Raw genomic sequence first — 23,655 nt, forward strand, 5'->3', positions numbered from 1 at the left:
AGGCACTGTCGCCGGGGCGCGACAGGCATCACTCAGGAGCTCGCGCTCCCCACACCGGGCAGCAGGGCATCGAGGTCCGCCAAGCGGGTCAGCCGGGCCAGGGGCTCGGAGAGCGCCACCTCGTCCACCTCCACGCCGGCGCCGCGACTGTCGCGCAGCCATTGCAGCAGCACGCTCAGGGCCGCGCTGCTGACCCGGTCGACGCCGCCCAGGTCGATCACCACCCGGCTGCCCGACGCCAGGCCCGCCAGCCAGTCGCTACCGGCGGCGGCCAGGGAGGCCGCGACATCGAAGTCCACCTCCCCATCCACGCGCAGGCGCTCCCCCTCGGCCGAGAGGCACACCCCCTGGGCCTCGAGCAACTGCGTCATGCACCACGTCCCTCCTCCAGGGCCTCGGCGCCCACCTCCGGCGCCCAGGTATCGATCACGGCGTCGTAGTCGCGCCCCAGGTCGCGCATCGCCTGGTCGAACTGATTGCGGAAGGTCAGCCCCAGGTTGATGCCGTTGACGATCACATTGACCACCTTCCACTGACCATCGCTCAGGCGCAGGGAATAGCTGACCGGATAGACCTGACCGTCGCCGGCCACCACTTCCATCTCGACGCTGGCCTGATCCGACTGGCGCGAGGCCCGCTGGTTGTCGAGCACCCGCAGCTCGCGATAATCGAAGGTCACCAGCCCCTTGACGTAGGTGTCGATCAGGGTCTGGCGGAAGGTGGTAGCGAAGCGCGCCCGCTGCTGGGGGGTGGCATTCTGGAAGTAACGCCCCATCACGCTGGCGCCGATATAGCGGAAGTCGGCGACCTCCTCGAGGCTCTCGTCGACCAGGGCTTCCAGCTCATCGAGGTTATCGGCGAAGTAGTCGCGCCGCCCCTCGATCTGCCCCATCAGTTCATCGATGCTGTCGCGGATCATTCGCTCGGGAGAGTCGCCGGACTGGGCCAGGGCCGGCGGCGCCAGCATCAGGCACAGCAGTAGCAGCCAGGGACGCCACAGGGTCGGGGAAAGGGTCTTCATGGGGCCATCCTTTTTTCTCTGGGGTGACTCAGTCACGGACCATATTCGACACGAACTGCTGGATCAGCTCTTCCAGCACCAGGGCCGATTGGGTATCGGTAAGGGTATCGCCATCGCCCAGGGTCTCGGGATCGCCCCCCGGCGAGAGGCCGACATACTGTTCGCCGAGCAGGCCGGCGGTAAGGATCGCCGCGGTGGTATCCCGGGAGAGCTGCCCCTCCAGGGCGCCATCCAGCTCCAGGGTGACCCGGGCATCGTACCAGTCGGTATCCAGCTCGATGGCACTCACCCGCCCCACATTGACCCCGGCCATGGTGACCCGGGCGCGAGGCTTGAGGCCGCCGATATTGGCGAAGTTGGCCTGCAGGGTGAAGGTGTCCGCCGGCACCGACAGGCTCAGGCCGCTGACCCTTAGGCCGAGGAATACCAGGCCCAGGATGCCGGCCAGCATAAAGAGCCCGACCCCCAGCTCCATCGTCTTGCTACGTTTCATGCGCGCTCTCCGCCAACCATCACTGCCCGTTCACTTCCCTGCATTGCCCGTTGCTTGCCGCCTGGCATAGGCCGCCTCCATTGATTAACACGCCTTATGACAGGCCCCCGAACATCACCGCGGTCAGCACGAAATCGAGCCCCAGCACCGCCAGGGAGGAGTAGACCACGGTGCGGGTGGTGGCCCGGGAGATTCCCTCCGAGGTAGGGATCAGATCATAGCCCTGGAAGACCGCGATCCAGGTCACCACCAGGGCGAACACCAGGCTCTTGAGCATGCCGTTACCCACGTCGGCGATAAAGTCGACGCTGGCCTGCATATTGCTCCAGTAGGAGCCCTCGAAGAGTCCCAGCCACTCGACCCCCACCAGGAAGCCGCCATAGATTCCCACCACGCTGAAGCCCACGGTGAGCAGCGGCAACGACACGAAGCCGGCCCAGAGGCGCGGCGCCACCACCCGGCGCAGGGGATCGACGCCGATCATCTCCATGCTGGTGAGCTGTTCGGTGGCCTTCATCAGGCCGATCTCGGCGGTCAGGGCCGAGCCGGCGCGCCCGGCGAACAGCAGCGCCGCCACCACCGGCGCCAGCTCCCGCAGCAGCGACAGGGCCACCATCTGGCCGAGGGCCTGCTCGGCCCCGAAATCGATGAGAATGGTGTAGCCCTGCAGCGCCAGCACCATGCCGATAAAGAGGCCCGAGACCAGCACGATGGCCAGCGACAGCACCCCGACGAAGTGCATCTGGCGAAGCCACAGATAGAGCCCTTCCCGGGAGGGCCAGCCCAGGGCCGATTGGGCCAGGAAGAGGCCGGAACGCCCCAGGGCCTCGAGCAGATCGCAGCCGTGGCGCCCGAGGGCGATAACGCGAGGAATCATCGCTGTCTCCCCGTATCGAGGATATCCCGGTAGAAGTCCACCGCCGGGTAGTGGAAGGGCACGGGGCCGTCCGGCTCGCCATGCACGAACTGGCTGACCCGCGGGTCCCGTTCCACGTCGAGGCTGGCCGGCGTGCCCTCGGCCATCACCTGGCCGTCGGCGATCACATAGACATAGTCGGCGATGGAGAGGGTCTCCTTGATGTCGTGGGAGACCACCACGGCGGTCAGGCCCAGGGCCTCGTTGAGGCGCTTGACCAGTTGCACCAGCACCCCCATGGAGATGGGGTCCTGACCCACGAAGGGCTCGTCATAGAGGATCAGTTCCGGGTCCAGGGCGATGGCCCGGGCCAGGGCCACGCGACGCGTCATGCCCCCGGAGAGCTCCGCCGGCGTCAGGTGACGCGCCCCGCGCAGCCCCACCGCCTGCAGCTTCATCAGCACCAGGTCGCGAATCATCGGCTCCGGCAGATCGGTATGCACCCGCAGCGGGAAGGCCACGTTCTCGAAGACATCCAGGTCGGAGAACAGGGCCCCGCTCTGGAACAGCATGCCCATGCGCCGACGCAACCGGAACAGCGCCTTGCGGGAGAGCGCGTGGACGTCCTGTCCGTCGATGCGCACCCGCCCCGCGTCGGGCGCGAGCTGGGCGCCGATCAGCTTCAGCAGGGTGGTCTTGCCGGTGCCGCTGGGCCCCATGATGGCGGTGATCTTGCCACGGGGAATGCGCATCGAGACCCCGCGAAAGATCTCCTTGTCGCCGCGGGAGAAGTGGAGATCGTCCACTTCCACCAGAGGGGTATCCGTCATCGCTCCGGGTTTCCTTGGATAATTATCGAACATCGTATCCTAACCGGGCCCGTTCCGACTACCCTCGGCGGCGCCTCCCTTGATTCGGCGCTCGCTCACGCGTTTAATGGGCGCCCTCGCCCACCAAGGAACGCTTCGATGCCGATCGCCCTGCTCGCCGTGCTGCTCGGATTCGCCGGCCTGCTGTGGAGCGCCGACCGCTTCGTCGGGGCCGCCGCCGCCACCGCCTACCGGGCGGGCATGAGTCGGCTGCTGGTCGGCATGACCATCGTCGCCCTCGGCACCTCGGCCCCGGAAATGCTGGTGGCCCTGATGGCCGCCCTGGATGGCCTCCCCGACCTGGCCACCGGCAACGCCCTGGGCTCCAATATCGCCAATATCGCCCTGGTGCTGGGCGCCACCGCCCTGGTGGCACCGATCCCGGTGCGCTTCTCCCTGGTGCGTCGCGAGCTGCCCCTGCTGCTGGGCGCCACCGGCCTGGCCGGCTATGCCCTGGCCGACGGCCACCTGGGCCGCCTCGACGCCTTGCTGCTGGCGGCCCTGCTGGGCTTCAGCTTATGGTGGCTGTTTCGCGCCGACACCCCCGACGAAGCCTTCGACGACGAGATTCCCGCCCTGCGCCTGGGGCCGGCCCTGGGCTGGCTGGTGGTGACCCTGGTGCTGATGGTGGTCAGCTCGCGCCTGCTGGTATGGGGCGCCAGCCAGATCGCCGCTGGCTTCGGCGTCAGCGAGCTGGTGATCGGCCTGACCCTGGTGGCCATCGGCACCAGCCTGCCGGAACTCGCCGCCTGCCTCATGAGCGCCCTGCGCCGGCATCATGACCTGGCCATCGGCAATGTCATCGGCTCCAACCTGTTCAATATGCTGGCGGTACTGCCGATTCCCGGCTTATTGGCCCCGGGGGCCGTGGACGCCGCCGCCGGCCAGCGTGACGTGCCGGTGATGGTCGTGCTGACCCTGGCCCTCGGCGCCTGGCTGCTGTGGCAGCGTCGCGGCCGCCTGGGCCGCCTGCCCGGCGCCCTGATGCTCCTCGCCTATCTGGGCTACCTCGGCCTGCTGGCCGTCGACATGACTTGAGCCCCGCCCCGCAACCGGCAACAATCTCCCCATGACACCGACACCCGATTTCGACTTCCGCGCCAGCGCCCGCCGCACCCTGCAGCTCGAGCAGCAGGCCCTGGGCGCCCTGATTCCCCGCCTCAACGGCGACTTCGACCAGGCCTGCCGGCTGCTGCTGGCCTGCCGCGGGCGCGTCGTGGTCACCGGCATGGGCAAGTCCGGCCATATCGGCGGCAAGCTGGCCGCCACCCTGGCCAGCACCGGCACCCCGGCCTTCTTCGTGCACCCCGGCGAGGCCAGCCACGGCGACCTGGGTATGATCACCCGCGGCGACGTGGTGATCGCCCTCTCCAACTCCGGGGAGACCGGCGAGGTGACCGCCCTGTTGCCGCTGCTCAAGCGCCTCGGTACGCCGCTGATCAGCCTTACCGGGCGCCCCGCCTCGACCCTGGCCCGCCACGCCGATGCCCACCTGGATACCGGCGTCGAGCGCGAGGCCTGCCCCCTGGACCTGGCCCCCACCGCCTCCACCACCGCCGCCCTGGCCATGGGCGACGCCCTGGCGGTGGCCCTGCTGGAGGCCCGCGGCTTCACCGCCGAGGAGTTTGCGCTGTCGCACCCCGGCGGCAGCCTGGGCCGCCGCCTGCTGCTCAAGGTCGGCGACCTGATGCATCAGGGCCAGCGCCTGCCGACGGTGCCCCTGGGTAGCCCGCTGCGCGACGCCCTGCTGGAGATCACCCGCCAGGGCCTGGGGTTCACCTGCGTGGTGGACGAGACGGGCCACCTCGCCGGGGTCTATACCGACGGCGACCTGCGCCGCACCCTGGACCAGCACACCGACCTCAGCCGGCTCAAGGTGGACGACGTCATGACCCGCCCCGGCAAGCGCATCGGCGCCGAGGTGCTTGCCGCCGAGGCGGTGCGCGTCATGGAAGACAACCGCATCACCGCCTTGGCGGTAGTGGACGACGCCGGCCGACCGGTGGGCGCCCTACATATGCACGACCTGCTGGCCAGCGGCGTAATCTAAGGAATCCTGACATGACGTTCGACTCCCCCTGCTCGACCGCGCCCGCGGGGTTATGCACGCGCTGCTGGCCAGCGGCGCGACCTAAGGAACTGCTGACATGACGTTCGACTCTCCCCTGCTCGACCCGACCCTGCTCGACCGCGCCCGCCGGGTGCGCCTGCTGGCCCTGGACGTGGATGGCGTCTTCACCGACGGGCGCCTCTACTTCCAGGCCGACGGCGTGGAGATCAAGGCCTTCCATACCCAGGACGGCCAGGGCATCAAGCTGCTGCGCCGCGCCGGGGTGGAGGTCGCCCTGATCACCGGCCGTGACTCCCCCATGGTCAGTCGCCGCGCCGCGGCCCTGGGCATTGCCCATGTCTACCAGGGCCGCGAGGACAAGCTCGCCGCCCTCGCCCAACTCGCCGAGCGCCTCGAGCTGGAGTGGGAGACCATCGCCTACGCCGGCGATGACCTGCCGGACCTGGCGGCGATTCGTCGGGCCGGGCTCGGCATCAGCGTGCCCAATGCGCCCGCCTATATCCGCAGCCAGGCCGACTGGGTCACCGAACGCAGCGGCGGCCATGGCGCCGTGCGCGAGATCTGCGACACCCTGCTGGAGGCGCAGGGTCACTGGGGCGCGGTAATCGACACCTACCTGCACGGCCAGGGCCATGACGACCGCTGAGCGTCTGGCCACGCCGCTGGTCCGCCGCCTGGCCCTGCTGCTCCTGCTGCTGGCCCTGGGCGGCGTGCTGGTGCTGCTCACCGACCGGCAGCCGACGCCGCCGGGTCCCGTGCCCCAGGACGAGGCCGGCGAGCCCGACTACTACCTGGAGCAGGCAGAACTCGTGCGTTACGACGCCGAGGGCCTGGCCCATCAGCGCCTGAACAGCCCGCGCCTGGTGCACACGCCCCACGACGACGTGCTTCGCGCCGAGACCCCCCGAGCCGAACTCCTCGACAACGCCGGGCGGCGCTGGACCGTGCGAGGCGAACGGGGCACCCTGGCGGATCAGCGCTTGACGCTGAGCGGCGACGCCAGGCTCAATGCGCCTGATGCCGGCTGGCGACTCGACACCCAGGAGCTGCACCTGAACACCCGCACCGGCCATGCCTGGAGTGACGTACCCGCGCGCTTCGAAGCCCCGCCACAGCACGTCGAGGCCGAGCGCTTCGAGGCCTGGCTCGAGGATGAACGCCTGCACCTGGAAGGTCGGGTACACGGCCATCATCCGCCGGCCCGGCAGTGAGCGATGTCCCCTGCCGCTTCCATGAGGACCCCATCATGAGTGACTCCCCCCGCCAGCGCCTGATCGGCTGGCTCGCCGCCGGCCTGCTGGGCCTGACCCTGACCGCCCCCGCCCTGGCTCAGCAGAGCGAGCCCATCGAGGTGGAGGCCGACCGCCTGGAGCTCGACGACCGCGCGGGTACCGCCGTCTACAGCGGTGCCGTGGAGATTCGCCAGGGCAACCTGCAGCTGACCGGCGCGCGGGTCGAGATTCAGCGCAACGACGCCGGCGAGGTCTCGCGACTCACCGCCACCGGCGAGCGCGCCTACCTGGAGCAGACCCCCGTCGACGGCGAGCGGATCCAGGGCTGGGGCCGCACCATCGTCTACCATGCCGCCGAACGACGGGTGGAGCTGATCGATCGCGCCGAACTGCACCGCGGCGCCGACACCTTCAACGGCGCCTACGTGGAGTATCTGATCGACCGCCGCCTGGTGGAGGCCCGCGCCGACGCCGAGGGCACCGAGCGCCAACGAGTCCGCATGACCCTCACCCCGGAACAGCAGTAAGGGCCGCCATGAAGACCCTGACCGCCAGTCACCTGGCCAAGAGCTACAAGCGTCGCCGCGTGGTTCACGATATCAGCCTCGCCATCGAGCAGGGCAGCGTGGTGGGCCTGCTCGGCCCCAACGGCGCCGGCAAGACCACCTCCTTCTACATGATCGTCGGCCTGGTGCGCGCCGACGCGGGCCGGGTGGCCATCGACGACCGCGACCTCTCCACGGCGGCCATGCATGAACGCGCCCGGGCCGGCATCGGCTACCTGCCTCAGGAGGCGTCGATCTTCCGCAAGCTGTCGGTGGCCGACAATATCCTGGCCATCCTCGAGACCCGCCAGGACCTGGATCGCGCCGGTCGCCAGGCACGGCTGGAGGCCCTGCTCAACGACTTTCATATCACCCATATTCGCGACAACCTGGGGATGAGCCTCTCCGGGGGCGAGCGGCGCCGGGTGGAGATCGCCCGAGCGCTGGCCACCGAGCCCACTTTCATCCTCCTCGATGAACCCTTCGCCGGCGTCGATCCCATCTCGGTGGGCGAGATCAAGGGCATCATCCGTGCCCTCAAGGCGCGGGATATCGGCGTGCTGATCACCGACCACAACGTGCGCGAGACCCTGGATATCTGCGACCGCGCCTATATCGTCGGCGACGGCCAGATCATCGCCGAGGGCGATGCCGAGGCGATCCTCGCCAACCGCCGGGTGCGTGAGGTCTACCTGGGCGAAGATTTCCGCCTCTAGCGAAACCACAGGGAATCGCCACTGCCAATTCGCTGAAAGTCTTAGCCACGAGATCGATTTGGCATATTCATTGCGGCTGGCATATAACTTGCTATGAAGTCATGCCCAATGGGCTTGCACGGGCCCGGACGGCGGGCTACCGTGTCTCCCACCTTTGTCACGGAACCCTAGCACACCATGGCAATGAAACCCTCGTTGCAGCTCAGGGTCGGCACGCAGCTGACCATGACCCCACAACTGCAGCAAGCCATCGCCCTGCTGCAGCTCTCCACCCTCGACCTGCGCCAGGAGATCCAGCAGGCCCTGGAGTCCAATCCCATGCTGGAACTGGACGAGGCCTACGGCGAACTGGCGGTGGAAGCGCCCAAGGAGGACGAGTGGTCCGAGGCGATTCCCGAGCAGTTGGCGGTGGACAGCGACTGGTCCGACACCTATCAGGACATGGCCCCCAGCGGTGGCGGCGAGGCGCCGGACTTCGAGCGCAATGCCGATGTTCCCAGCCTACGCGATCACCTGACCTGGCAACTGGCCATGACCGACCTGACCGCGCCCCGGGAGCGCGCCATCGCCGAGAGTCTGATCGATGCCGTGGATGCCAATGGCTACCTGACCCTGCCCCTGGAGGAGATCACCGAGGGGCTGCGCCATCAGGACCTCGCCGGCCTCAAGGTCGGCGACGTGGAGGCGCTGCTGATGCGCCTGCAGCAGTTCGAGCCCACCGGGGTCTTCGCCCGCGACCTGCGTGAATGCCTGCTGCTGCAACTCGGCGCCCTCCCCGACGATACCCCCCTGCTGCCCCAGGCCAAGCGCCTGGTGCGCCAGTTCCTCGAGGCCCTGGCGGGGGACGATCGCAAGCTGCTCAAGCGCCGCCTGCGCCTCGAGGACGACCAACTGGACACGCTGATCCAACTGGTCCGAAGCCTCGACCCGCGCCCCGGCCAGGCCTATGCCGAGGGCGGCAGCGACTATGTGATCCCCGACCTGATCGCCCGCCATGACCGCGATGGCTGGCGGATCGAGCTCAATCCCGAGGCGCTGCCGCGGATGCGCATCCAGCCCGATTATGCGGCGCTGATCCGCCGCGCCGACAAGAGCGACGACAACACCTTCATGAAGCAGCACCTGCAGGAGGCACGCTGGCTGCTCAAGAGCCTCTCCAGTCGCAATGACACCCTGCTGCGGGTGGGCCAGGAGATCATGACCCGCCAGCTCGACTTCCTGGAGCGGGGCGAAGAAGCCATGAAGCCCCTGGTGCTCGCGGATATCGCCCAGACGGTGGAGATGCATGAATCGACCATCTCCCGGGTCACCACCCAGAAGTACATCCACACCCCCCGCGGGGTCTTCGAGCTCAAGTACTTCTTCTCCAGCCAGGTCGGGGGCGGCGAAGGCGATGCCCACTCCAGCACCGCCATTCGCGCCCGCCTCAAGAAGCTGATTGGCGAGGAGCCGCCGCGCAAGCCACTCTCCGACAGCAAGCTGGTGAGCCTGCTCGCCGATGATGGCATTCAGGTGGCGCGGCGCACCGTGGCCAAGTATCGCGAGGCCATGGGCATTCCCCCCTCCAGCGAGCGCAAGCGCCTCTCCTGACCGACAAGGCTTTCGTCGATTCTCGGAAAAACCATTTATCCCATTGATCTCAATGGGATAAAAATCCTATAGGGCTTGCGTTGGAAATCCCCGACGCCAAGGGGTTTGCAGGGGCGAAAAAAGGGTTACAATCGAGATGACACCCGCAGGAAGAGGAGCGTGCCATGCAAGTCAATATCACCGGCCATCACGTCGAATTGACCGATGCACTGCGTGACTATGTGAACGAGAAGCTCGCACGACTGGAGCGGCATTACGACAATATCACCACGGCACAGTTCACCCTGTCCGTCGAGAAAGAACGCCAACAGGCCGCTTGCGTACTCCACGCTGCCGGTGCCGATCTGCACGCCGAAGCCCAGGATGGCGACATGTATGCCGCTATCGATGCGCTCGCCGACAAGCTCGACCGCCAACTGGTGAAACACAAGGAAAAGGCTCAGGCCCGCGCCCAGGGCGCCGGTGCCCGCTAACCCTCCATGACTCTGCAATCCATCCTTCCCCCCGAGCGGGCGCTGTTCGATGTCCCCGGGGGGAGCAAGAAACGGGTGCTGGAATTCTTCAGCACCTTTATCGCTCAGAACACCCCCAGCCTCGATAGCCAGGAAGTCTTCAGCCGACTGATCGGTCGCGAGCGCCTGGGCAGTACCGGCATCGGCCATGGCGTCGCGATTCCGCATGCCCGTAACGCCCACTGCAAGGCGCCCCTGGCCGGCTTCCTCAAGCTCGCCGAGCCGGTGGACTTCGATGCGGTGGACGGCGAGCCCGTCGATCTGGTGTTCGTGCTGCTGGTGCCGGAAGAGGCCGACGATACCCACCTGGCCCTGCTGGCTCAGGTGGCCGGCATCATGAACGATGCCGAGACCCGTCAACGGCTGCGCAAGAGCGACAGCCAACGCCAGCTTTACGATACCCTGATCGAGGCCATCGAGCGCCACGCCGAGGCCGGCCCCCCCGCCTCGCCCTGAGCGCTTGGCGCCACCCCTCAGGCAGCCAGGAGGCTCCCATGCAACTGGTGATCATCAGCGGCCGCTCCGGGTCGGGGAAATCGATCGCCCTTCAGGCCCTGGAAGACCTGGGCTTCTATGCCATCGACAACCTGCCGGCCATGCTGCTGGGCTCCCTGGTCGACGAGCTGCAAGCCGACGACGCCCACTACGATGCCATCGCGGTCAGCATCGACGCCCGCAACCTGCCCGGCGCCCTGCGGCGCTTCCCGCAGCTGCTCGACGAGGTCCGCCAGCGCGGGATCCAGGCCCAGATCGTCTACCTGACCGCCGATGCCCGCATCCTGCTGGAGCGCTACTCCCATACCCGGCGTCGCCACCCGCTGACCCGCAACAGCCAGATGACCCTGGCCGAGGCCATCGAGCGGGAGGAGCAGGCCCTCGGCGAGATTCGCGACCTGGCCGACCTGGTGGTGGACACCTCACGGCTGTCGCTGCATGACCTGCGTTCGCGGATCACCGAGCAGGTGGCGGGCCACCAGGCCGGCCAACTGACCCTGACCCTGGAGTCCTTTGGCTTCAAGCGTGGGGTCCCCCTGGATGCCGATACCGTCTTCGACGCTCGTTGCCTGCCCAACCCCTACTGGGATCCGCGTCTGAGGGATGCCAACGGCCGCGACACCCCGGTGATCGACTTCCTGGAGAGCTACCCGGAGGTGGCAGCTATGGCCGCGGATATCCAGCAATGGCTGGAGCGCTGGCTGCCCGCCTACCAGGCCAGCCGCCGCAGCTATGTGACGGTGGCCATCGGCTGCACCGGCGGCCAGCACCGCTCGGTCTACCTGGCCGAGCGCCTGGCCCGCCACTTCGCCGCCGACTATCCAGGGTTGCGCCTTCGCCATCGGGAACTGGGCATTCACACCGACCTGGGAGAGCAAGATGCCAGCCCCCTGCAAGGAAGCTCGAGGCATGCCGAGCCGTGAGCTGACCCTGATCAACAAGCGCGGCCTCCACGCCCGCGCCGCGACCCGCCTGGTGCAGTGCTGCCAGGCCCATGACGCCCGCGTCACCGTGTCCCATCAGGGGCGCGACGCCGACGCGGCCAATATCATGGCCCTGCTGATGCTGGCCGCCCCCTGTGGCAGCCGGCTCACCGTCAGTGCCGAGGGCAGTGACGCCGAGGCGGTCCTCGACGCCCTGACGGCGCTGGTCGAGGCTCGCTTCGACGAAGGGGAATGACCCCCACGCGCCGACGCCGGAAGACAGCGCAGTGTGAATCGCCCCCCATGGCCGAGCCATGGGGGGCGATGTTCCTTTCGCGTCACGCGCCCGGCGTCAGCTTCCGGCGATGGTCATATCGTCGATCAGCCAGCTACCGGTATGGATGCTGCCGCGGGTATCGATGTCTTCGCCGACGCCGGCCAGGTTGGCGAACATCTGCCCCAGGTTGCCGGCGATGGTGAACTCCTCCACCGGGTACTGGATCTCACCGTTCTCCACCCAGAAGCCCGCCGCGCCCCGCGAGTAGTCCCCGGTCACGCCATTGACCCCTTGGCCCATCAGCTCGGTGACCAGGACGCCGCGGCCCATCTGCCGGAGCAAGGCCTCGCGGCTGGCCAGGGGCGCCTGGAGGCGCACGTTGCGGGCGCCGCCGGCGTTGCCGGTGCTCTCCATGCCCAGCCGCCGGGCGCTGTAAGCGGAGAGCATGTAGCTGGCCAGGCGGCCGCTGTCGATAAAGGTGTTGTCGCGGGTATAGACGCCATCGTTATCGAAGGGGGCGCTGGCCATGGCGCCACGCTCCAGGGGCCGCTCCACCAGCGAGAACCACTCCGGGAAGAGTGGCTCACCGAGGCGGTCGCAGAGGAAGGAGGCCTGGCGATAGAGGGCGCCACCGGCGATGGCGCCGAGGAAGTGTCCCACCAGGCCGGCGGCCTGGGTGGGGTCGAAGAGCACCGGGAAGCGCCCGGTGGCGGGACGCCGGGCGCCCAGCCGACGCAGGGTGCGCTCGGCGGCACTGGCCCCCACCGCCTCGGCGGAGCGCAGCTGCCGCGGGTCTCGCACGCTGCTGTAGTCGTAGTCGCGCTGCATGCCCTGGGCATCCTCGGCGATCAGCATGCAGGAGAGCGAGTGCCGGCTGCCCCGCTGGCTGCCCAGGAAGCCATGACTATTGCCGTAGACCCGCACCCCCTCGCCGCTGGAGAGGCTGGCGCCGTCGGAGTTGCTGATGCCCTCGACGCCGCGCCCGGCGGCCTCGCAGGCCAGGGCCAGGTCGATGGCGGCATCGGTGGTCAGTGCCCAGGGGTGATGCACCTCCAGGTCCGGAAGCTCGCGAGCCATCAGTTCCGCCGGCGCCAGGCCCGCGGCCGGGTCCTCGCCGGTATGGCGGGCGATGGCCAGGGCCTTCTCCACCGCCGCGCTCACCGAGGCCTCGCCGGTATCCGAGGAAGAGGCACTGCCCTTGCGGCTTCCCACATAGACGGTGACCGCGAAGCCCTGATCCCGGGAGAGCTCGACGCTCTCCACCTCGCCCAGGCGCACGCTGACGCCGATCCCCTGGTCGACGCTGGCGCCCACCTCGCAGGCGTCGGCTCCCAGCCGCTTGGCCTGTGCCAGGGCGGCCGCTACCCGCGACTCCAGCAGGGCCTGCTGGGCGGCGGCATCGAAAGCCTGTGTCATCTGATTCTCCCTCTGATCATTCTGTGTGGATGCTACGCGCACCGGCCGGACTGGTATACTCTGCCCTACACTCCGATGCTGATGGTAATGGCATGTCCTTCGATTCCCCCGCCGACCAAGACGGTTGGCAGAGCAAGACCCAGCGCAAGCAGGAAATGCACGCCCTGCAGGCCCTGGGCGAAAAGATCATCGCCCTCTCCGAGGCACAGCGCGCCAAGCTGCCGCTCTCCGACGACATGCTCGCCGCCGTGGAAGAGACCGGTCGCATCCGCGCCCGGGAGGCGCGCCGCCGCCATATGCAGTACGTCGGCAAGCTGATGCGCAAGGAAGACACCGAGGCGATCCAGGCCGCCTTCGATGAATTCGAGCAGGAGAAGCTGCGCCGCGACCACGCCTTCCACCGACTGGAGCGCTGGCGGGATCGCCTGATCGACGAGGGCGACGAGGCCGTGGAGGCCTTCCTGGCCGACTTTCCCGATGCCGATCGCCAGGCGCTGCGCCAACTGATCCGCAATGCCCAGCGCGAGCGGGACGCCGGCAAGCCCCCGGCCAGCTCCCGCAAGCTGTTCAAGCTGATCCGCGATATCGCCGGGCTGTAACTCCCAAAGCGTGAAGCCGGAAGTTACCGAAACCCGCCACGTCATGGTGTGTTCTTCCAGCTTCCAGCCGTGACGCGGCGCGCTTCCCGCGTCGGGCGTTATGATTGCGTCCCGCCCACGGTCAGCTCGTCCAGCTTCAGGGTCGGCTGACCGACCCCCACTGGCACCCCCTGCCCTTCCTTGCCACAGACGCCGACCCCGGTGTCGAGTTCCAGGTCATGGCCGATCATCGACACCCGGCCCATGGCCTCGGGACCGTTACCGATCAGGGTCGCCCCCTTCACCGGGGCGGTGATGCGGCCGTCCTCGATCAGGTAGGCCTCGCTGGCGGAGAAGACGAACTTGCCGGAGGTGATATCCACCTGGCCGCCGCCGAAGCTCACCGCATAGATGCCACGCTTGACGCTGCCGAGGATATCGGCCGGGTCGTCCTGACCCGCCAGCATATAGGTGTTGGTCATGCGCGGCATGGGCATATGCGCATAGGACTCGCGGCGCGCGTTGCCGGTGGGCGCCATGCCCATCAGCCGGGCATTGAGCTTGTCCTGCATGTAGCCGGTCAGGATGCCGTCCTCGATCAGCGGGGTGTACTGCCCCCGGGTGCCCTCGTCATCGATGGTCAGGGAACCGCGGCGATCGGCCAGGGTGGCGTCGTCGACCACCGTGACTCCGGGGGCGGCGACCCGCTCGCCGAGGCGCCCGGCGAAGGCGGAACTGCCCTTGCGATTGAAGTCGCCCTCGAGGCCATGGCCCACCGCCTCGTGGAGCAGGATGCCCGGCCAACCCGGGCCCAGCACCACCGGCAGCTGGCCGGCCGGGGCGTCCACCGCCTCCAGGTTGACCAGGGCCTGGCGCACCGCCTCCTTGGCGTAGCGCTCGGCCACCCCCTCGTCGCGCAGCCGCGCCATGGGATAGCGGCCGCCACCGCCGGCGCTACCCCGTTCGCGGCGGCCGTTGCGGATGGCGATCACGCTGACATTGAAACGCACCAGGGGCCGCAGGTCCGCCGCCAGGGTGCCGTCGCTGGCACGCACCAGCACCACCTCGTAGAGGCCAGTGAGGGAGGCACTGACCTGGCTCACCGAGGGGTCCGCGGCCCGGGCGATGCGATCCGCCTCCTTGAGCAGGGCGATCTTCTCCTCGGCGGAGAGGCCGGCGAGTGGGTCCTCGGCGCCGTAGCGGGCGGGATGGCTAGGCACCGCCACCGCCTGGGGCGAGAGCCGGGCGCCGCTCCGGGCGATCCCCGAGGCGGTCTGGCCGGTCTCGGCCAGGGCCTCGGCGGTGATCTGATTGGAGTAGGCGAAACCGGTCTTCTCGCCGGTCATGGCGCGCACCCCCACGCCGCCGTCGATGTTGTAGCCGGCCTCCTTGACCTCGCCGTCCTCCAGCACCCAGCTCTCGTGCCAGCTGCGCTGCAGGTAGAGGTCGGCGAAGTCGATGCCCGCGCCCAGGGCATGGCCGAGGCCGGCATCCAGGTCGTCGAGGCCGAGGCCCGTCGGCGCCAGCAGGGTGGCGACGGCGGTGTCCAGGGCACGATCCGCCGCGGGAACGCTAGTCGGTTGATTCATTCGGCGTCTTCCAGTGTGATCCGTGGCGAGGTCCAGGGCCCCTCCACGCGATAGTGAATTCGTGTCACCCGGTCGATGACACCACCGAACAGGCGGTGGGCGATAAAGAGGGCGCCGCCCACGACGGGGGCACCGGCCACCACCGCCGCCAGCGGCAGGTTCTGACTCAAGGGTAACGTAACCGCCAGGTGGTGATCGAGCTCCCGCCGCGCCAGGTCCACCTGGCCATCGAGGCTGAAGGAGGTGGCCGGGCCACGCACCTCCACCGGTCCCTGAGTCTCGAGGATACCATCATAGAGGGTGGCCACCCCCATCACGCTGTCGAAGGCGGTGCCACGTTGAGTGACGTCGGAAAAGTCGAGCCGCAGGCGGCGCAGCAGGTTATCGAAGTTGAGCAGACCGATCAGCTTGGCGGAGGGCGAGTCGATATAGCGGAAATGACCATCCGTCAGGTTCACCTCGAGGCTGCCCCGGGAGCGCGCCAGGTCGAACTGCCAGGGCGCACCGGGCCAGGCCAGCCGGGCGTCGACGCGGGTCTCGGCATTGCGGATCGCCACCGGCTGGGCGAGGCGTTCCAGGGCCGTACCCAGGTCGCCACCGGCGAGGGCGAGGCGGCCGCGAGTCAGGCTGGCCTCCGCGCCGGCGGCCTCCCAGACCAGCTCGCCGCTGGCCTCCAGCTCGCCCAGGGTCAGACGCAGGGGCGCGAGGCGCAGCCCTTCTTCCGTGGCCTGCCACTCGGCGCTCAGGGGCCCGAAGCGCTGGCCCTGGCGCGCCAGACTCGCCACCTCGAGGCGCCCCGCCGGCAGCCGCCGCGCCCAGTCGGCCAGGGGTTCCGGTGCCGGTGGCACCGCCACTTCCTCGAACAGCGCCACGCCCTCGCTGGGAGCCGGTAGCAGCGCATCCAGGTCGAGACTCTCGAGCTCGATCGCCAAAGGCCGCGTACTGGCGGGGCGGTAGCTCGCCTGCCCTTCCGCCAGGCTGCCGCCCAGATCGAGTCGCCAACGCCCCGCCTCGGGCGTCGCCCGGGCGCGCAGCGAGCCCAGGCAACGCCCTTCCAGCAGCAGGCAGTCGGTGGCCAGGTCCAGGGTCAGCGCGGGCGACGCCCCCGCCCCGTCAGCCTGGACCAACGGCGCCAGGGCCGCCGCCCAGGGGGCGGGGTCGAACCGCGCCGGTCGCCAGCCGATCTCCAGGCCGGGGCGCACCGGCCAGGTGGGCGACTCCGGCCAGCGCTCCAGCCATAGCTGCCCCTGGGCTCCCAGGGCGCTCTGCTGCCGCCAGCGCAGCCGGGCCAGCCCCTCCAATTCGGCGTCGAGCCGTCCGCTGGCGGTATCCATTTCCAGCCACAGCGGACGGCGCGCCTCGGCCGACTTGGCGAAGGGGGCCGGCAACTCGAGCGCCAGCCCCTCGAGGGAGCTATCCAGGCGCAACCGGGCCCCGGCATCGGTCAGGGTCAGGCCGCCGCGATAGGCTAGCCGCCCGGTGATCGGCAGCCCCTCGCCGGACACCCCTCCCCAGGCCAACAGCCGCGACGCCTGGGCCTGCCCCTCGAAGTCGATCCGCTCCCCCGCCAGGGTGGCGGTCACGGCCCCGCCCAGCGCCTGGCCGTCGAGACGCCCCTCGAGCGCCCCCTCGCCATCACCATAGCGATAGGCCAGGGGCCCGGTGACCGTGGACAGATCCAGCCCCAGGGGGCGATAGCGGGCCCGCGGCAGGTCCAGGGTCGTCTCGACATCCAGCGCCAGGGCCTCGGGATCGCTCAGCGGCAGGGCCAGGTCCAGGCGGCCCTCGAGGCGCCCGGCCTCGGGCCAGGCCCAGTCATTCAGGGCCTCGAGCCCCTCCAGGGGGGTCGCGGCCAGGTAGCCGACCAGCGCCTCCGGCCCGCCCTCGACGCTGCCATTCACGGCCAGCTCGCCGTCGGGGCTCAGGGTGACCCGCCCGTCGCGGATCGTCAGGCCCCGGCTCTCGGCACGGTCGATCGCCGCCTCCAGGCTCAGGTCGGTGAGGGTCAGGCGCCCCTGCACGCCGTCCAGGGCCGGCCAGCCCGGCAGGTAAGGCAGGCGCCCCTCCTCGATAGCCAGCTCGAGGTCCAGGCGCATCTCCTCGGCCCCCGCCCCCTCGAAGAGCGGCTGGTGCAGCGCCAGATGCCCCCGGCTCACCCGACCGGCGAGCCCCGCCGACAGCCACTCGCCCAATTCTTCGCCGAAGGCGCCCATGGGCAGCCACTCGTTCAGGGCCGTGTCGCGGGCATCCACGTCGCGCAGGTCCAGCTCCAGGCCGAGCACCCCGGGCCCGCCGTTGCCGAGCACCAGGCCGAAGTCGCCGCTCACCTCGGCCCCGCGCCAGTCGGCGTGCAGGTCGCGACCGCTGACCCGGGTCAGGCCATCGGCATAGGTCCAGCCCACCACCCCGGAGGCGGCTCCCAGGGCCATGGGGGCGGTGAATAGCCGCGGGAAGTGCAGGGTGGTATCGCCGACCCCAATGAAGCGCACCTCCCCAGCCAGGTCCCGGGCCTCGACCCAGGCATCCAGGGGGCCGCCGCCGGGGGCATCCTCCCAGGGCGACACCGCCACCTCACGCAGGGCGCCCCGGGCCAGCCAGTGCCCGTCGCGACGACCGAAGGTGAAGCCTTCCACCCAGCCCTGGGGGTCCAGGGTGCCGAGCAGGCGCACCAGCCCCTGGGGCAGCGGCAGTCGTTCGCTCCAGTCGGCCAGGGCCGGCAACTCGAAGCCGTCGGTGGTCGCCCACCAGTCCGTGCCGTCGCCACGCAGCCGCCAGCGGCTGGGCAATGCCGGCCCCTGGGCCACGCCCTCGGCGTCGGCACTGGCCGCCAGGTTGAGCCAGGCGTTCCAGGCCTCGCCATCGCGCAACCACTGCCCCTCGGCGCGAATATCCGCCAGCGCCAGGCTGGCCTGATCGTGCCCGATGGCCAGCGCCGGCACCTCCAGGGCCAGGCGCACGTCCTCCAGGGCGCCCCGGTGCCAGCGCCCCCAGAGGGTCGCCTCCCCTTCCGCCCGCTCCAGGCGCAGGGGCTCGTCGCCGCTCAGCTGGCGGACCAGCTCGGCCAGGCTGGAGAGCTCCATGCGGGCCTGCAGGGCGGCATTGAAGTCGGCCAGGCCACGCTGGCCCGGCAGCACCTCGGCCACCACCTCCAGGGTGGTCTGCTCCTGGCCGGCCACATGGGCCCAGCCCTCCAGGTGCAGGCGTCGTTCGTCGCCGGTCAACAGCAGGCTGGGCGCTTGAAGCTCCACGCGGCGCTCGTGACCATGCAGCACCAGGCGCACCTGGCGGGCGTCCAGGCGCTGACGCAGCAGCAGGCCGATCCAGGCATCCAGGCGGGAGAGATCGAAATCGGGGGACGCCTCGAAGGGCAGCTCGGCGGGGCGCGGCCAGTGCCAGTAGCGCCCCTCCCCCTGATAGAGGTGCAGGGTGAGCCCCTGCACCCGGGCCCGGGAGGTCACCGGCACGCCGGCACGCAGGGAGGCCAGGGTATCCAGGCGTAGCTCGGCACGCCGCAATTCCAGCAGGGGGCGCTCGTCCAGGCTCAGGCGCAGGTCATGGAGGGCCAGGGAAGGATCGACCCCGCGGGTGTCCGCCGTCAGGGCACCGATCCGGGTCTCGGCCCGGGTTCGCTCGGCCAGCACCCTTTCCAGGGGCTCGCGCAACGCGTCCGCCTGGCCGGCGGCCAGGCGCCAGGCCGAGACGATCAGGGCCAGGCTCAACAGCCCCAGGGCCAGCAGGGTCAAGGCCCAGCGCCCGACGATCCGCCACCCCGTCATGACTGCCCCTCGTTCATCGGCCTCGCCTCCTTCACTGCCGGCCCCGGGCCGTCCTGGCCGGGGAATCGCTCACATCAGCACGATATCGTACTGCTCCTGGGAGTAGTGCCCCTCCACCTGGAAGCGGATGGTCTTGCCGATAAAGGCTTCCAGGTCCGCCACCGCCGCCGACTCCTCGTCGAGCAGGCGATCCACCACCGCCTGGGAGGCCAGTACCGTATAGGTCTCCGGGGCATAGGCGCGCTCCTCGCGGAGGATCTCGCGGAAGATCTCGTAGCAGACGGTCTCCGGGGTCTTGAGGGTGCCGCGCCCCACGCAGGTGGGGCAGGCCTCGCAGAGAGTCTGCTCGAGGCTCTCCCGGGTGCGCTTGCGGGTCAGCTGCACCAGCCCCAGCTCGGTGACCCCGGTGCACTTGGTCTTGGCGTGATCCCGCTCCAGGGCCTTCTCCAGCACCCGCAGCACCTGGCGCTGATGCTCGGCATCTTCCATGTCGATGAAGTCGATGATGATGATGCCGCCCAGGTTGCGCAGGCGCAGCTGGCGGGCGATGGCGGTGGCCGCCTCCAGGTTGGTCTTGAAGATGGTCTCTTCGAGATTGCGGTGTCCCACATAGCCGCCGGTATTGACATCGATGGTGGTCATCGCCTCGGTGGGGTCGATCACCAGGTAGCCGCCGGACTTGAGCTGCACCTTGCGGCCGAGCGCCTTGTGGATCTCATCCTCGACGCTGTAGAGATCGAAGATGGGCCGCTCCCCAGGATAATACTCGATGCGCTCCACCGCATCGGGCATGAACTCCTCGGCGAACTCCTTGAGCTTGAGGTAGTTCTCCCGGGAGTCGATGCGCACCTTCTCGATGTCATCGCGCATCTGATCGCGCAGGGTGCGGATAAACAGCGGCAGGTCGTCGTAGATCACGCTGGGCACGCCGGCGGTCACCTTGCGCTCGCTGACCTTGCGCCACAGCCGCAGCAGGAAGTGCATGTCGGCGTAGAGTTCGTCCTCGCTGACCCCCTCGGCGGCGGTGCGAATGATGAAACCGCCGGTCACGTCCAGCTCCTGGCGCGCCTGACAGGTCTCCACCAGCTGACGCAGGCGTTCCCGCTCGCCCTCGTCCTCGATCCGCTGGGAGACGCCGTTATGGGGCGCCTCGGGCATATACACCAGGTAGCGGGAGGGCACCGAGAGGTGGGTGGTGAGTCGTGCCCCCTTGGTGCCGATGGGGTCCTTGGTGACCTGCACCACCAGCGACTGCCCCTCGTGGAGCAACTGACTGATGGTGGCCTGTTCCTCGGCGGGGGTATGGGCCGCCATCACCTCATGGGCATGAATAAAGGCGGCCCGCTCCAGGCCGATATCGACGAAGGCCGCCTGCATGCCCGGCAGCACCCTGACCACCTTGCCCTTGTAGATGTTGCCGACGATGCCGCGCCGCCGGGAGCGTTCGATAAAGGCTTCCTGGAGGACGCCGTTCTCGACCACCGCCACGCGGGTCTCCATGGGCGTCAGGTTGATCAGTACTTCACCACTCATGCGGGATTCCTTGTCGTTGGCATGGGGGCATTATGCCATAGGCGGCAAGCTCCCCGACCACAGGGGGAGCCCCTGGCGGCGCAGCAGCTCGGCGGTCTCGAACAGCGGCAGTCCCACGACGGCGGAGTAACTGCCCTCCAGGCGGCTGACGAAGGTCGCCGCCAGCCCCTGGACGGCATAGCCGCCGGCCTTGTCGGCGGGCTCGCCGCTGGCCCAGTAGGCCTCGGCCTCGGCCGGGGAGATCTCGCGCATCCCGACCCGGGTGGTGACGGCGGCCTCCAGCAGGCCCGCGGGGCCGGTCACTGCCACCGCGGTAATCACCCGATGCTCGCCGCCGGACAGCGCCGCCAACATGGCCAGGCCATCCGCCCTGTCCCGGGGCTTGCCGAGGATCCGCTCGCCCAGCACCACCACGGTATCGGCGCCCAGCACCGCCTGGCCCGGGGCGGCCGCCGTGGCACCGGCCAGGGCCTTCTCCCGGGCCAGGCGAGTCACATAGGCCAACGGCGCCTCGTCGGGGGCCGGGGTCTCGTCTATATGCACCGGGCGCACCAACGGTGCGACGCCGATGGAGGCCAGGAGGTCGCGGCGCCGCGGCGAGGCCGAGGCGAGAATCAGGGAAGCAGCCATAAGGGCTCCGGTTCAGCCGAGGGCGAAGCGCCGCCGCAGCGCCTGCAGCATGGTGAAGAGCCAAGGCCAGAGCAGGGCGCCGATCAGCGACGACAGCAGAAACGCCAGGTGGATGGAGAAGGGACCGAACAGGGTGGTGAGCCATTGCCGCACCAGTTGCGTCAGCCCCAGCAGGACGAAGACCAGTACCGCCTGCTGCACCAGGGAGTAGGCGCGCATGCGCTGATAGACCAGGGCACAGAGGAAGGCCAGCAACGAGAACACCAGGGCATTGTGGCCGAGCGGCGCCCCCTCGATCAGGTCCAGCAGCAGGCCCAACACGAAACCGTGCAGGACCCCCACGCGATGCGGGGCGGCGATGCACCAGTAGACCAGCATCAGACCCAGCCAGTCGGGACGCCAGATCAGCCAGCCATCGGGCAGCGGCATCACCTGCAGGCACAGGGCCAGCAGCAGGCTGCTCCACACCAGTAAGAGACCACGGACTCCCAGGGCACCCATCAGCGTTGCAGCTCCTGTGGCGGTTCGACGACGGAAAAGGACTCATCCCAGAGCGCCTCCCCGGGCCGCGGCTCCGGCGGCGGAAACAGCAGCAGGAAGTGGCGGGAGCGCTGCAGCTGCGCCGCCGGCTCGGCGATGACCCGGGCGAAGGGCTCGCCGGGGTCGTGCTCCACCGAGACCACCCGGCCCACCGGATAGCCCAGCGGGAAGCGCCCCGCCAGTCCCGAGGTAAGCAACCGGTCACCGACGCGGATATCGGCGGTATCCGGCACATGCATGACATTGAGCCGCTCGTAGTGACCGCTGCCCTGGACCACGAAGCGCAGGCCATTGCGGGTCACCTGCACCGGCAGGGCATGGCTGGCGTCATTGATCATCAGCACCCGGCTGGAGAAGGCGGAGACCGCGGTGACCTGCCCCACCAACCCCGAGGCGTCCATCACCGGCTGGCCCACGTAGGCGCCGTCGCGGCGACCGCGGTCGATCACCATCTGATGGGTGAAGGGATCGGAATCCAGGGAGAGCAGTTCGGCGGTGATATAAGGCATCTCGTCGCGCCGCGCCGCCCGCAGCAACTCGCGCAGGCGCACGTTCTCGGCGGTAAGATGGGCGGTCTGCTGGGCGCGCTGGGAGAGGGTCAGCAACTGCTCGCGCAGGCGGCGATTCTCCTCGACCAGGGCGCGCTGGTCGGAGAGCGCCAGGGCCCCCCAGGTCAGCACCTCGCTGGGCAGGCTGACCACCCACTGCACGGGCGCCACCAGGGTAGAGAGCTGGGCACGCAGCTCGTCCATGCGCGTGAAGCGATGTTCCGCGAACATCAGGCCGAAGGCGACTATCGCACACAGCAGCATGCGATAGCCGGGCACCGCGCCGTGTGAGAACAAGGGTTTGATAGGCGCTCTCCCCGAAGTCAGCCCGGCCCCAGTCTCAGTCGCTGGACAGCAGCTCGAAGGTGTGCTGGTCGATCATCTCCAGCGCCTTGCCGCCACCCCGGGCCACACAGGTCAGCGGATCCTCGGCGACGATCACCGGCAGGCCGGTCTCTTCCGAGATCAGCTTGTCCAGGTCGCGCAGCAGGGCGCCGCCGCCGGTCAGCACCAGGCCGCGCTCGGCGATATCCGAGGCCAGCTCCGGGGGCGACTGTTCCAGGGCGCTCTTCACCGCGGTGACGATGGAGGAGAGGGTCTCCTGCAGGGCCTCGAGGATCTCGTGGGAATTGAGGGTGAAGCTGCGCGGAATGCCCTCGGCCAGGTTACGGCCGCGCACGTCGATCTCGCGCAGCTCGCCGCCGGGGTAGGCGCAGCCGATCTCCTGCTTGATGCGCTCGGCGGTGGCCTCGCCGATCAGGCTGCCGTAGTGGCGGCGCACATAGGCGATGATCGCCTCGTCGAAGCGGTCGCCACCGACGCGGATCGACTCGGAGTAGACCACGCCGTTGAGCGAGATGATGGCGATCTCGCTGGTGCCGCCGCCGATATCCACCACCATGGAGCCCTGGGCCTCCTCCACCGGCAGGCCGGCGCCGATGGCCGCCGCCATGGGTTCCTCGATCAGGAACACCTCGCGCGCCCCGGCGCCCTCGGCGGACTCCTTGATGGCGCGACGCTCGACCTGGGTCGACATGCAGGGCACGCAGACCAGTACCCGCGGACTGGGGGTCAGGAAGGTGCTCTGATGCACCTTGCGAATAAAGTGCTGCAGCATCTGCTCGGTCACGGTGAAGTCGGCGATCACGCCGTCCTTCATCGGCCGGATGGCGGTGATATTGCCCGGGGTGCGACCCAACATGCGCTTGGCATCCGAGCCCACCGCAGCGACGCTGCGCATATTGCCGGCCTGGCGAATCGCCACCACCGACGGTTCATCCAGCACGATGCCCCGTCCACGGACATAGATCAGCGTATTGGCCGTTCCCAGGTCGATGGACAGATCGCTGGAGAACAACCCCCTTAAACGTTTAAACATGAAAGTCTTTCACCTAGTGCAGACCGGAACCGGAACCCTGTGCGGAGGCAAACGGTATCATCGCCAC

General features: G+C 69.1%; 25 protein-coding genes. 12 read left to right on the top strand and 13 right to left on the bottom strand.

The annotated features are described in order from the left end of the window. Positions 1 to 32 precede the first annotated feature (32 nt). The 5 genes from HPA02_RS06715 to HPA02_RS06735 all read right to left on the bottom strand — a co-directional run bounded on the left by HPA02_RS06715 (position 33) and on the right by HPA02_RS06735 (position 3,200). Positions 33 to 371: an STAS domain-containing protein gene (locus HPA02_RS06715; RefSeq protein WP_146802318.1), complete on the bottom strand. Its 339-nt coding sequence runs from the start codon at positions 369 to 371 to the stop codon at positions 33 to 35. Then, on the bottom strand, positions 368 to 1,021 hold the full coding sequence (locus tag HPA02_RS06720; RefSeq protein WP_146802319.1) for an MlaC/ttg2D family ABC transporter substrate-binding protein: 654 nt from the start codon (positions 1,019 to 1,021) through the stop codon (positions 368 to 370). Before HPA02_RS06720 ends, HPA02_RS06715 begins: the two co-directional genes overlap by 4 nt. A gap of 28 nt (positions 1,022 to 1,049) precedes the next feature. Then, entirely contained in the window at positions 1,050 to 1,514 is a 465-nt protein-coding gene (mlaD, locus tag HPA02_RS06725) for an outer membrane lipid asymmetry maintenance protein MlaD (protein WP_146802320.1), read from the bottom strand. A gap of 94 nt (positions 1,515 to 1,608) precedes the next feature. Further along, positions 1,609 to 2,391 carry a lipid asymmetry maintenance ABC transporter permease subunit MlaE gene (mlaE, locus tag HPA02_RS06730; RefSeq protein WP_146802321.1) on the bottom strand — a complete coding sequence of 261 codons (783 nt, stop codon included), beginning with the start codon at positions 2,389 to 2,391 and terminating at the stop codon, positions 1,609 to 1,611. Continuing rightward, entirely contained in the window at positions 2,388 to 3,200 is an 813-nt protein-coding gene (locus HPA02_RS06735; protein ID WP_146802322.1) for an ABC transporter ATP-binding protein, read from the bottom strand. Before HPA02_RS06735 ends, mlaE begins: the two co-directional genes overlap by 4 nt. A gap of 138 nt (positions 3,201 to 3,338) precedes the next feature. Between HPA02_RS06735 and HPA02_RS06740 the strand changes: the two genes are divergently transcribed. The 11 genes from HPA02_RS06740 (at position 3,339) to HPA02_RS06790 (ending at position 11,579) form a co-directional block, all read left to right on the top strand. Next, the gene (locus tag HPA02_RS06740) at positions 3,339 to 4,277 is read left to right on the top strand and encodes a calcium/sodium antiporter (RefSeq protein WP_146802323.1); all 939 of its coding nucleotides are present in this window, start codon (positions 3,339 to 3,341) and stop codon (positions 4,275 to 4,277) included. Between the two features lie 31 nt (positions 4,278 to 4,308). Further along, the gene (locus HPA02_RS06745) at positions 4,309 to 5,289 is read left to right on the top strand and encodes a KpsF/GutQ family sugar-phosphate isomerase (RefSeq protein WP_146802324.1); all 981 of its coding nucleotides are present in this window, start codon (positions 4,309 to 4,311) and stop codon (positions 5,287 to 5,289) included. Positions 5,290 to 5,386: 97 nt separating this feature from the next. Then, positions 5,387 to 5,956 (top strand): KdsC family phosphatase, encoded by a 570-nt coding sequence (locus HPA02_RS06750; protein ID WP_146802325.1) that lies wholly within the window; start codon positions 5,387 to 5,389, stop codon positions 5,954 to 5,956. Continuing rightward, positions 5,943 to 6,521, top strand: coding sequence for an LPS export ABC transporter periplasmic protein LptC (gene lptC / locus HPA02_RS06755; protein WP_146802326.1), 579 nt, complete (start codon positions 5,943 to 5,945; stop codon positions 6,519 to 6,521). The genes HPA02_RS06750 and lptC overlap by 14 nt, the downstream gene beginning before the upstream one ends. A gap of 35 nt (positions 6,522 to 6,556) precedes the next feature. Next, a complete protein-coding gene (gene lptA / locus HPA02_RS06760; RefSeq protein ID WP_146802327.1) occupies positions 6,557 to 7,069 on the top strand; it encodes a lipopolysaccharide transport periplasmic protein LptA in 513 nt (170 codons plus the stop codon). Positions 7,070 to 7,077: 8 nt separating this feature from the next. After that, the gene (gene lptB, locus HPA02_RS06765; protein WP_146802328.1) at positions 7,078 to 7,803 is read left to right on the top strand and encodes an LPS export ABC transporter ATP-binding protein; all 726 of its coding nucleotides are present in this window, start codon (positions 7,078 to 7,080) and stop codon (positions 7,801 to 7,803) included. A gap of 177 nt (positions 7,804 to 7,980) precedes the next feature. Further along, a complete protein-coding gene (locus HPA02_RS06770; protein ID WP_146802329.1) occupies positions 7,981 to 9,393 on the top strand; it encodes an RNA polymerase factor sigma-54 in 1,413 nt (470 codons plus the stop codon). Between the two features lie 164 nt (positions 9,394 to 9,557). Further along, positions 9,558 to 9,866: a ribosome hibernation-promoting factor, HPF/YfiA family gene (gene hpf / locus HPA02_RS06775; protein ID WP_146802330.1), complete on the top strand. Its 309-nt coding sequence runs from the start codon at positions 9,558 to 9,560 to the stop codon at positions 9,864 to 9,866. 6 nt (positions 9,867 to 9,872) lie between these two features. Continuing rightward, positions 9,873 to 10,361 carry a PTS IIA-like nitrogen regulatory protein PtsN gene (gene ptsN / locus HPA02_RS06780; RefSeq protein WP_146802331.1) on the top strand — a complete coding sequence of 163 codons (489 nt, stop codon included), beginning with the start codon at positions 9,873 to 9,875 and terminating at the stop codon, positions 10,359 to 10,361. Positions 10,362 to 10,399: 38 nt separating this feature from the next. After that, positions 10,400 to 11,323: an RNase adapter RapZ gene (rapZ, locus tag HPA02_RS06785; RefSeq protein ID WP_146802332.1), complete on the top strand. Its 924-nt coding sequence runs from the start codon at positions 10,400 to 10,402 to the stop codon at positions 11,321 to 11,323. Beyond that, positions 11,310 to 11,579, top strand: coding sequence for an HPr family phosphocarrier protein (locus tag HPA02_RS06790; RefSeq protein ID WP_146802333.1), 270 nt, complete (start codon positions 11,310 to 11,312; stop codon positions 11,577 to 11,579). Before rapZ ends, HPA02_RS06790 begins: the two co-directional genes overlap by 14 nt. A 96-nt stretch (positions 11,580 to 11,675) precedes the next feature. Here the strand turns inward: HPA02_RS06790 and pmbA are convergent, their stop codons facing one another. Beyond that, on the bottom strand, positions 11,676 to 13,016 hold the full coding sequence (pmbA, locus tag HPA02_RS06795) for a metalloprotease PmbA (RefSeq protein ID WP_146802334.1): 1,341 nt from the start codon (positions 13,014 to 13,016) through the stop codon (positions 11,676 to 11,678). 92 nt (positions 13,017 to 13,108) lie between these two features. Between pmbA and yjgA the strand changes: the two genes are divergently transcribed. Beyond that, positions 13,109 to 13,615 (top strand): ribosome biogenesis factor YjgA, encoded by a 507-nt coding sequence (yjgA, locus tag HPA02_RS06800; protein ID WP_146802335.1) that lies wholly within the window; start codon positions 13,109 to 13,111, stop codon positions 13,613 to 13,615. A 98-nt stretch (positions 13,616 to 13,713) separates the two neighbouring features. Here yjgA and tldD read toward each other — a convergent pair whose 3' ends face one another. The 7 genes from tldD to HPA02_RS06835 form a co-directional block, all read right to left on the bottom strand. Further along, the gene (gene tldD / locus HPA02_RS06805; RefSeq protein ID WP_146802336.1) at positions 13,714 to 15,183 is read right to left on the bottom strand and encodes a metalloprotease TldD; all 1,470 of its coding nucleotides are present in this window, start codon (positions 15,181 to 15,183) and stop codon (positions 13,714 to 13,716) included. Further along, positions 15,180 to 18,959, bottom strand: coding sequence for a YhdP family phospholipid transporter (locus HPA02_RS06810; RefSeq protein WP_146802337.1), 3,780 nt, complete (start codon positions 18,957 to 18,959; stop codon positions 15,180 to 15,182). The genes tldD and HPA02_RS06810 overlap by 4 nt, the downstream gene beginning before the upstream one ends. A 69-nt stretch (positions 18,960 to 19,028) precedes the next feature. Beyond that, positions 19,029 to 20,492, bottom strand: a complete 1,464-nt coding sequence (gene rng / locus HPA02_RS06815; RefSeq protein WP_146802338.1) for a ribonuclease G — start codon at positions 20,490 to 20,492, stop codon at positions 19,029 to 19,031. A 30-nt stretch (positions 20,493 to 20,522) separates the two neighbouring features. Beyond that, positions 20,523 to 21,122, bottom strand: a complete 600-nt coding sequence (locus tag HPA02_RS06820; protein ID WP_146802339.1) for a Maf family protein — start codon at positions 21,120 to 21,122, stop codon at positions 20,523 to 20,525. Between the two features lie 12 nt (positions 21,123 to 21,134). Continuing rightward, positions 21,135 to 21,623 (bottom strand): rod shape-determining protein MreD, encoded by a 489-nt coding sequence (gene mreD / locus HPA02_RS06825; protein WP_146802340.1) that lies wholly within the window; start codon positions 21,621 to 21,623, stop codon positions 21,135 to 21,137. After that, the gene (mreC, locus tag HPA02_RS06830; protein ID WP_146802352.1) at positions 21,623 to 22,474 is read right to left on the bottom strand and encodes a rod shape-determining protein MreC; all 852 of its coding nucleotides are present in this window, start codon (positions 22,472 to 22,474) and stop codon (positions 21,623 to 21,625) included. The genes mreD and mreC overlap by 1 nt, the downstream gene beginning before the upstream one ends. Positions 22,475 to 22,550: 76 nt before the next feature. Beyond that, on the bottom strand, positions 22,551 to 23,588 hold the full coding sequence (locus HPA02_RS06835) for a rod shape-determining protein (RefSeq protein ID WP_146802341.1): 1,038 nt from the start codon (positions 23,586 to 23,588) through the stop codon (positions 22,551 to 22,553). Between the last annotated feature and the right edge of the window lie 67 nt (positions 23,589 to 23,655).

The sequence above is a fragment of the Bisbaumannia pacifica genome (genome assembly GCF_007989625.1).
Lineage (GTDB): Bacteria > Pseudomonadota > Gammaproteobacteria > Pseudomonadales > Halomonadaceae > Bisbaumannia > Bisbaumannia pacifica.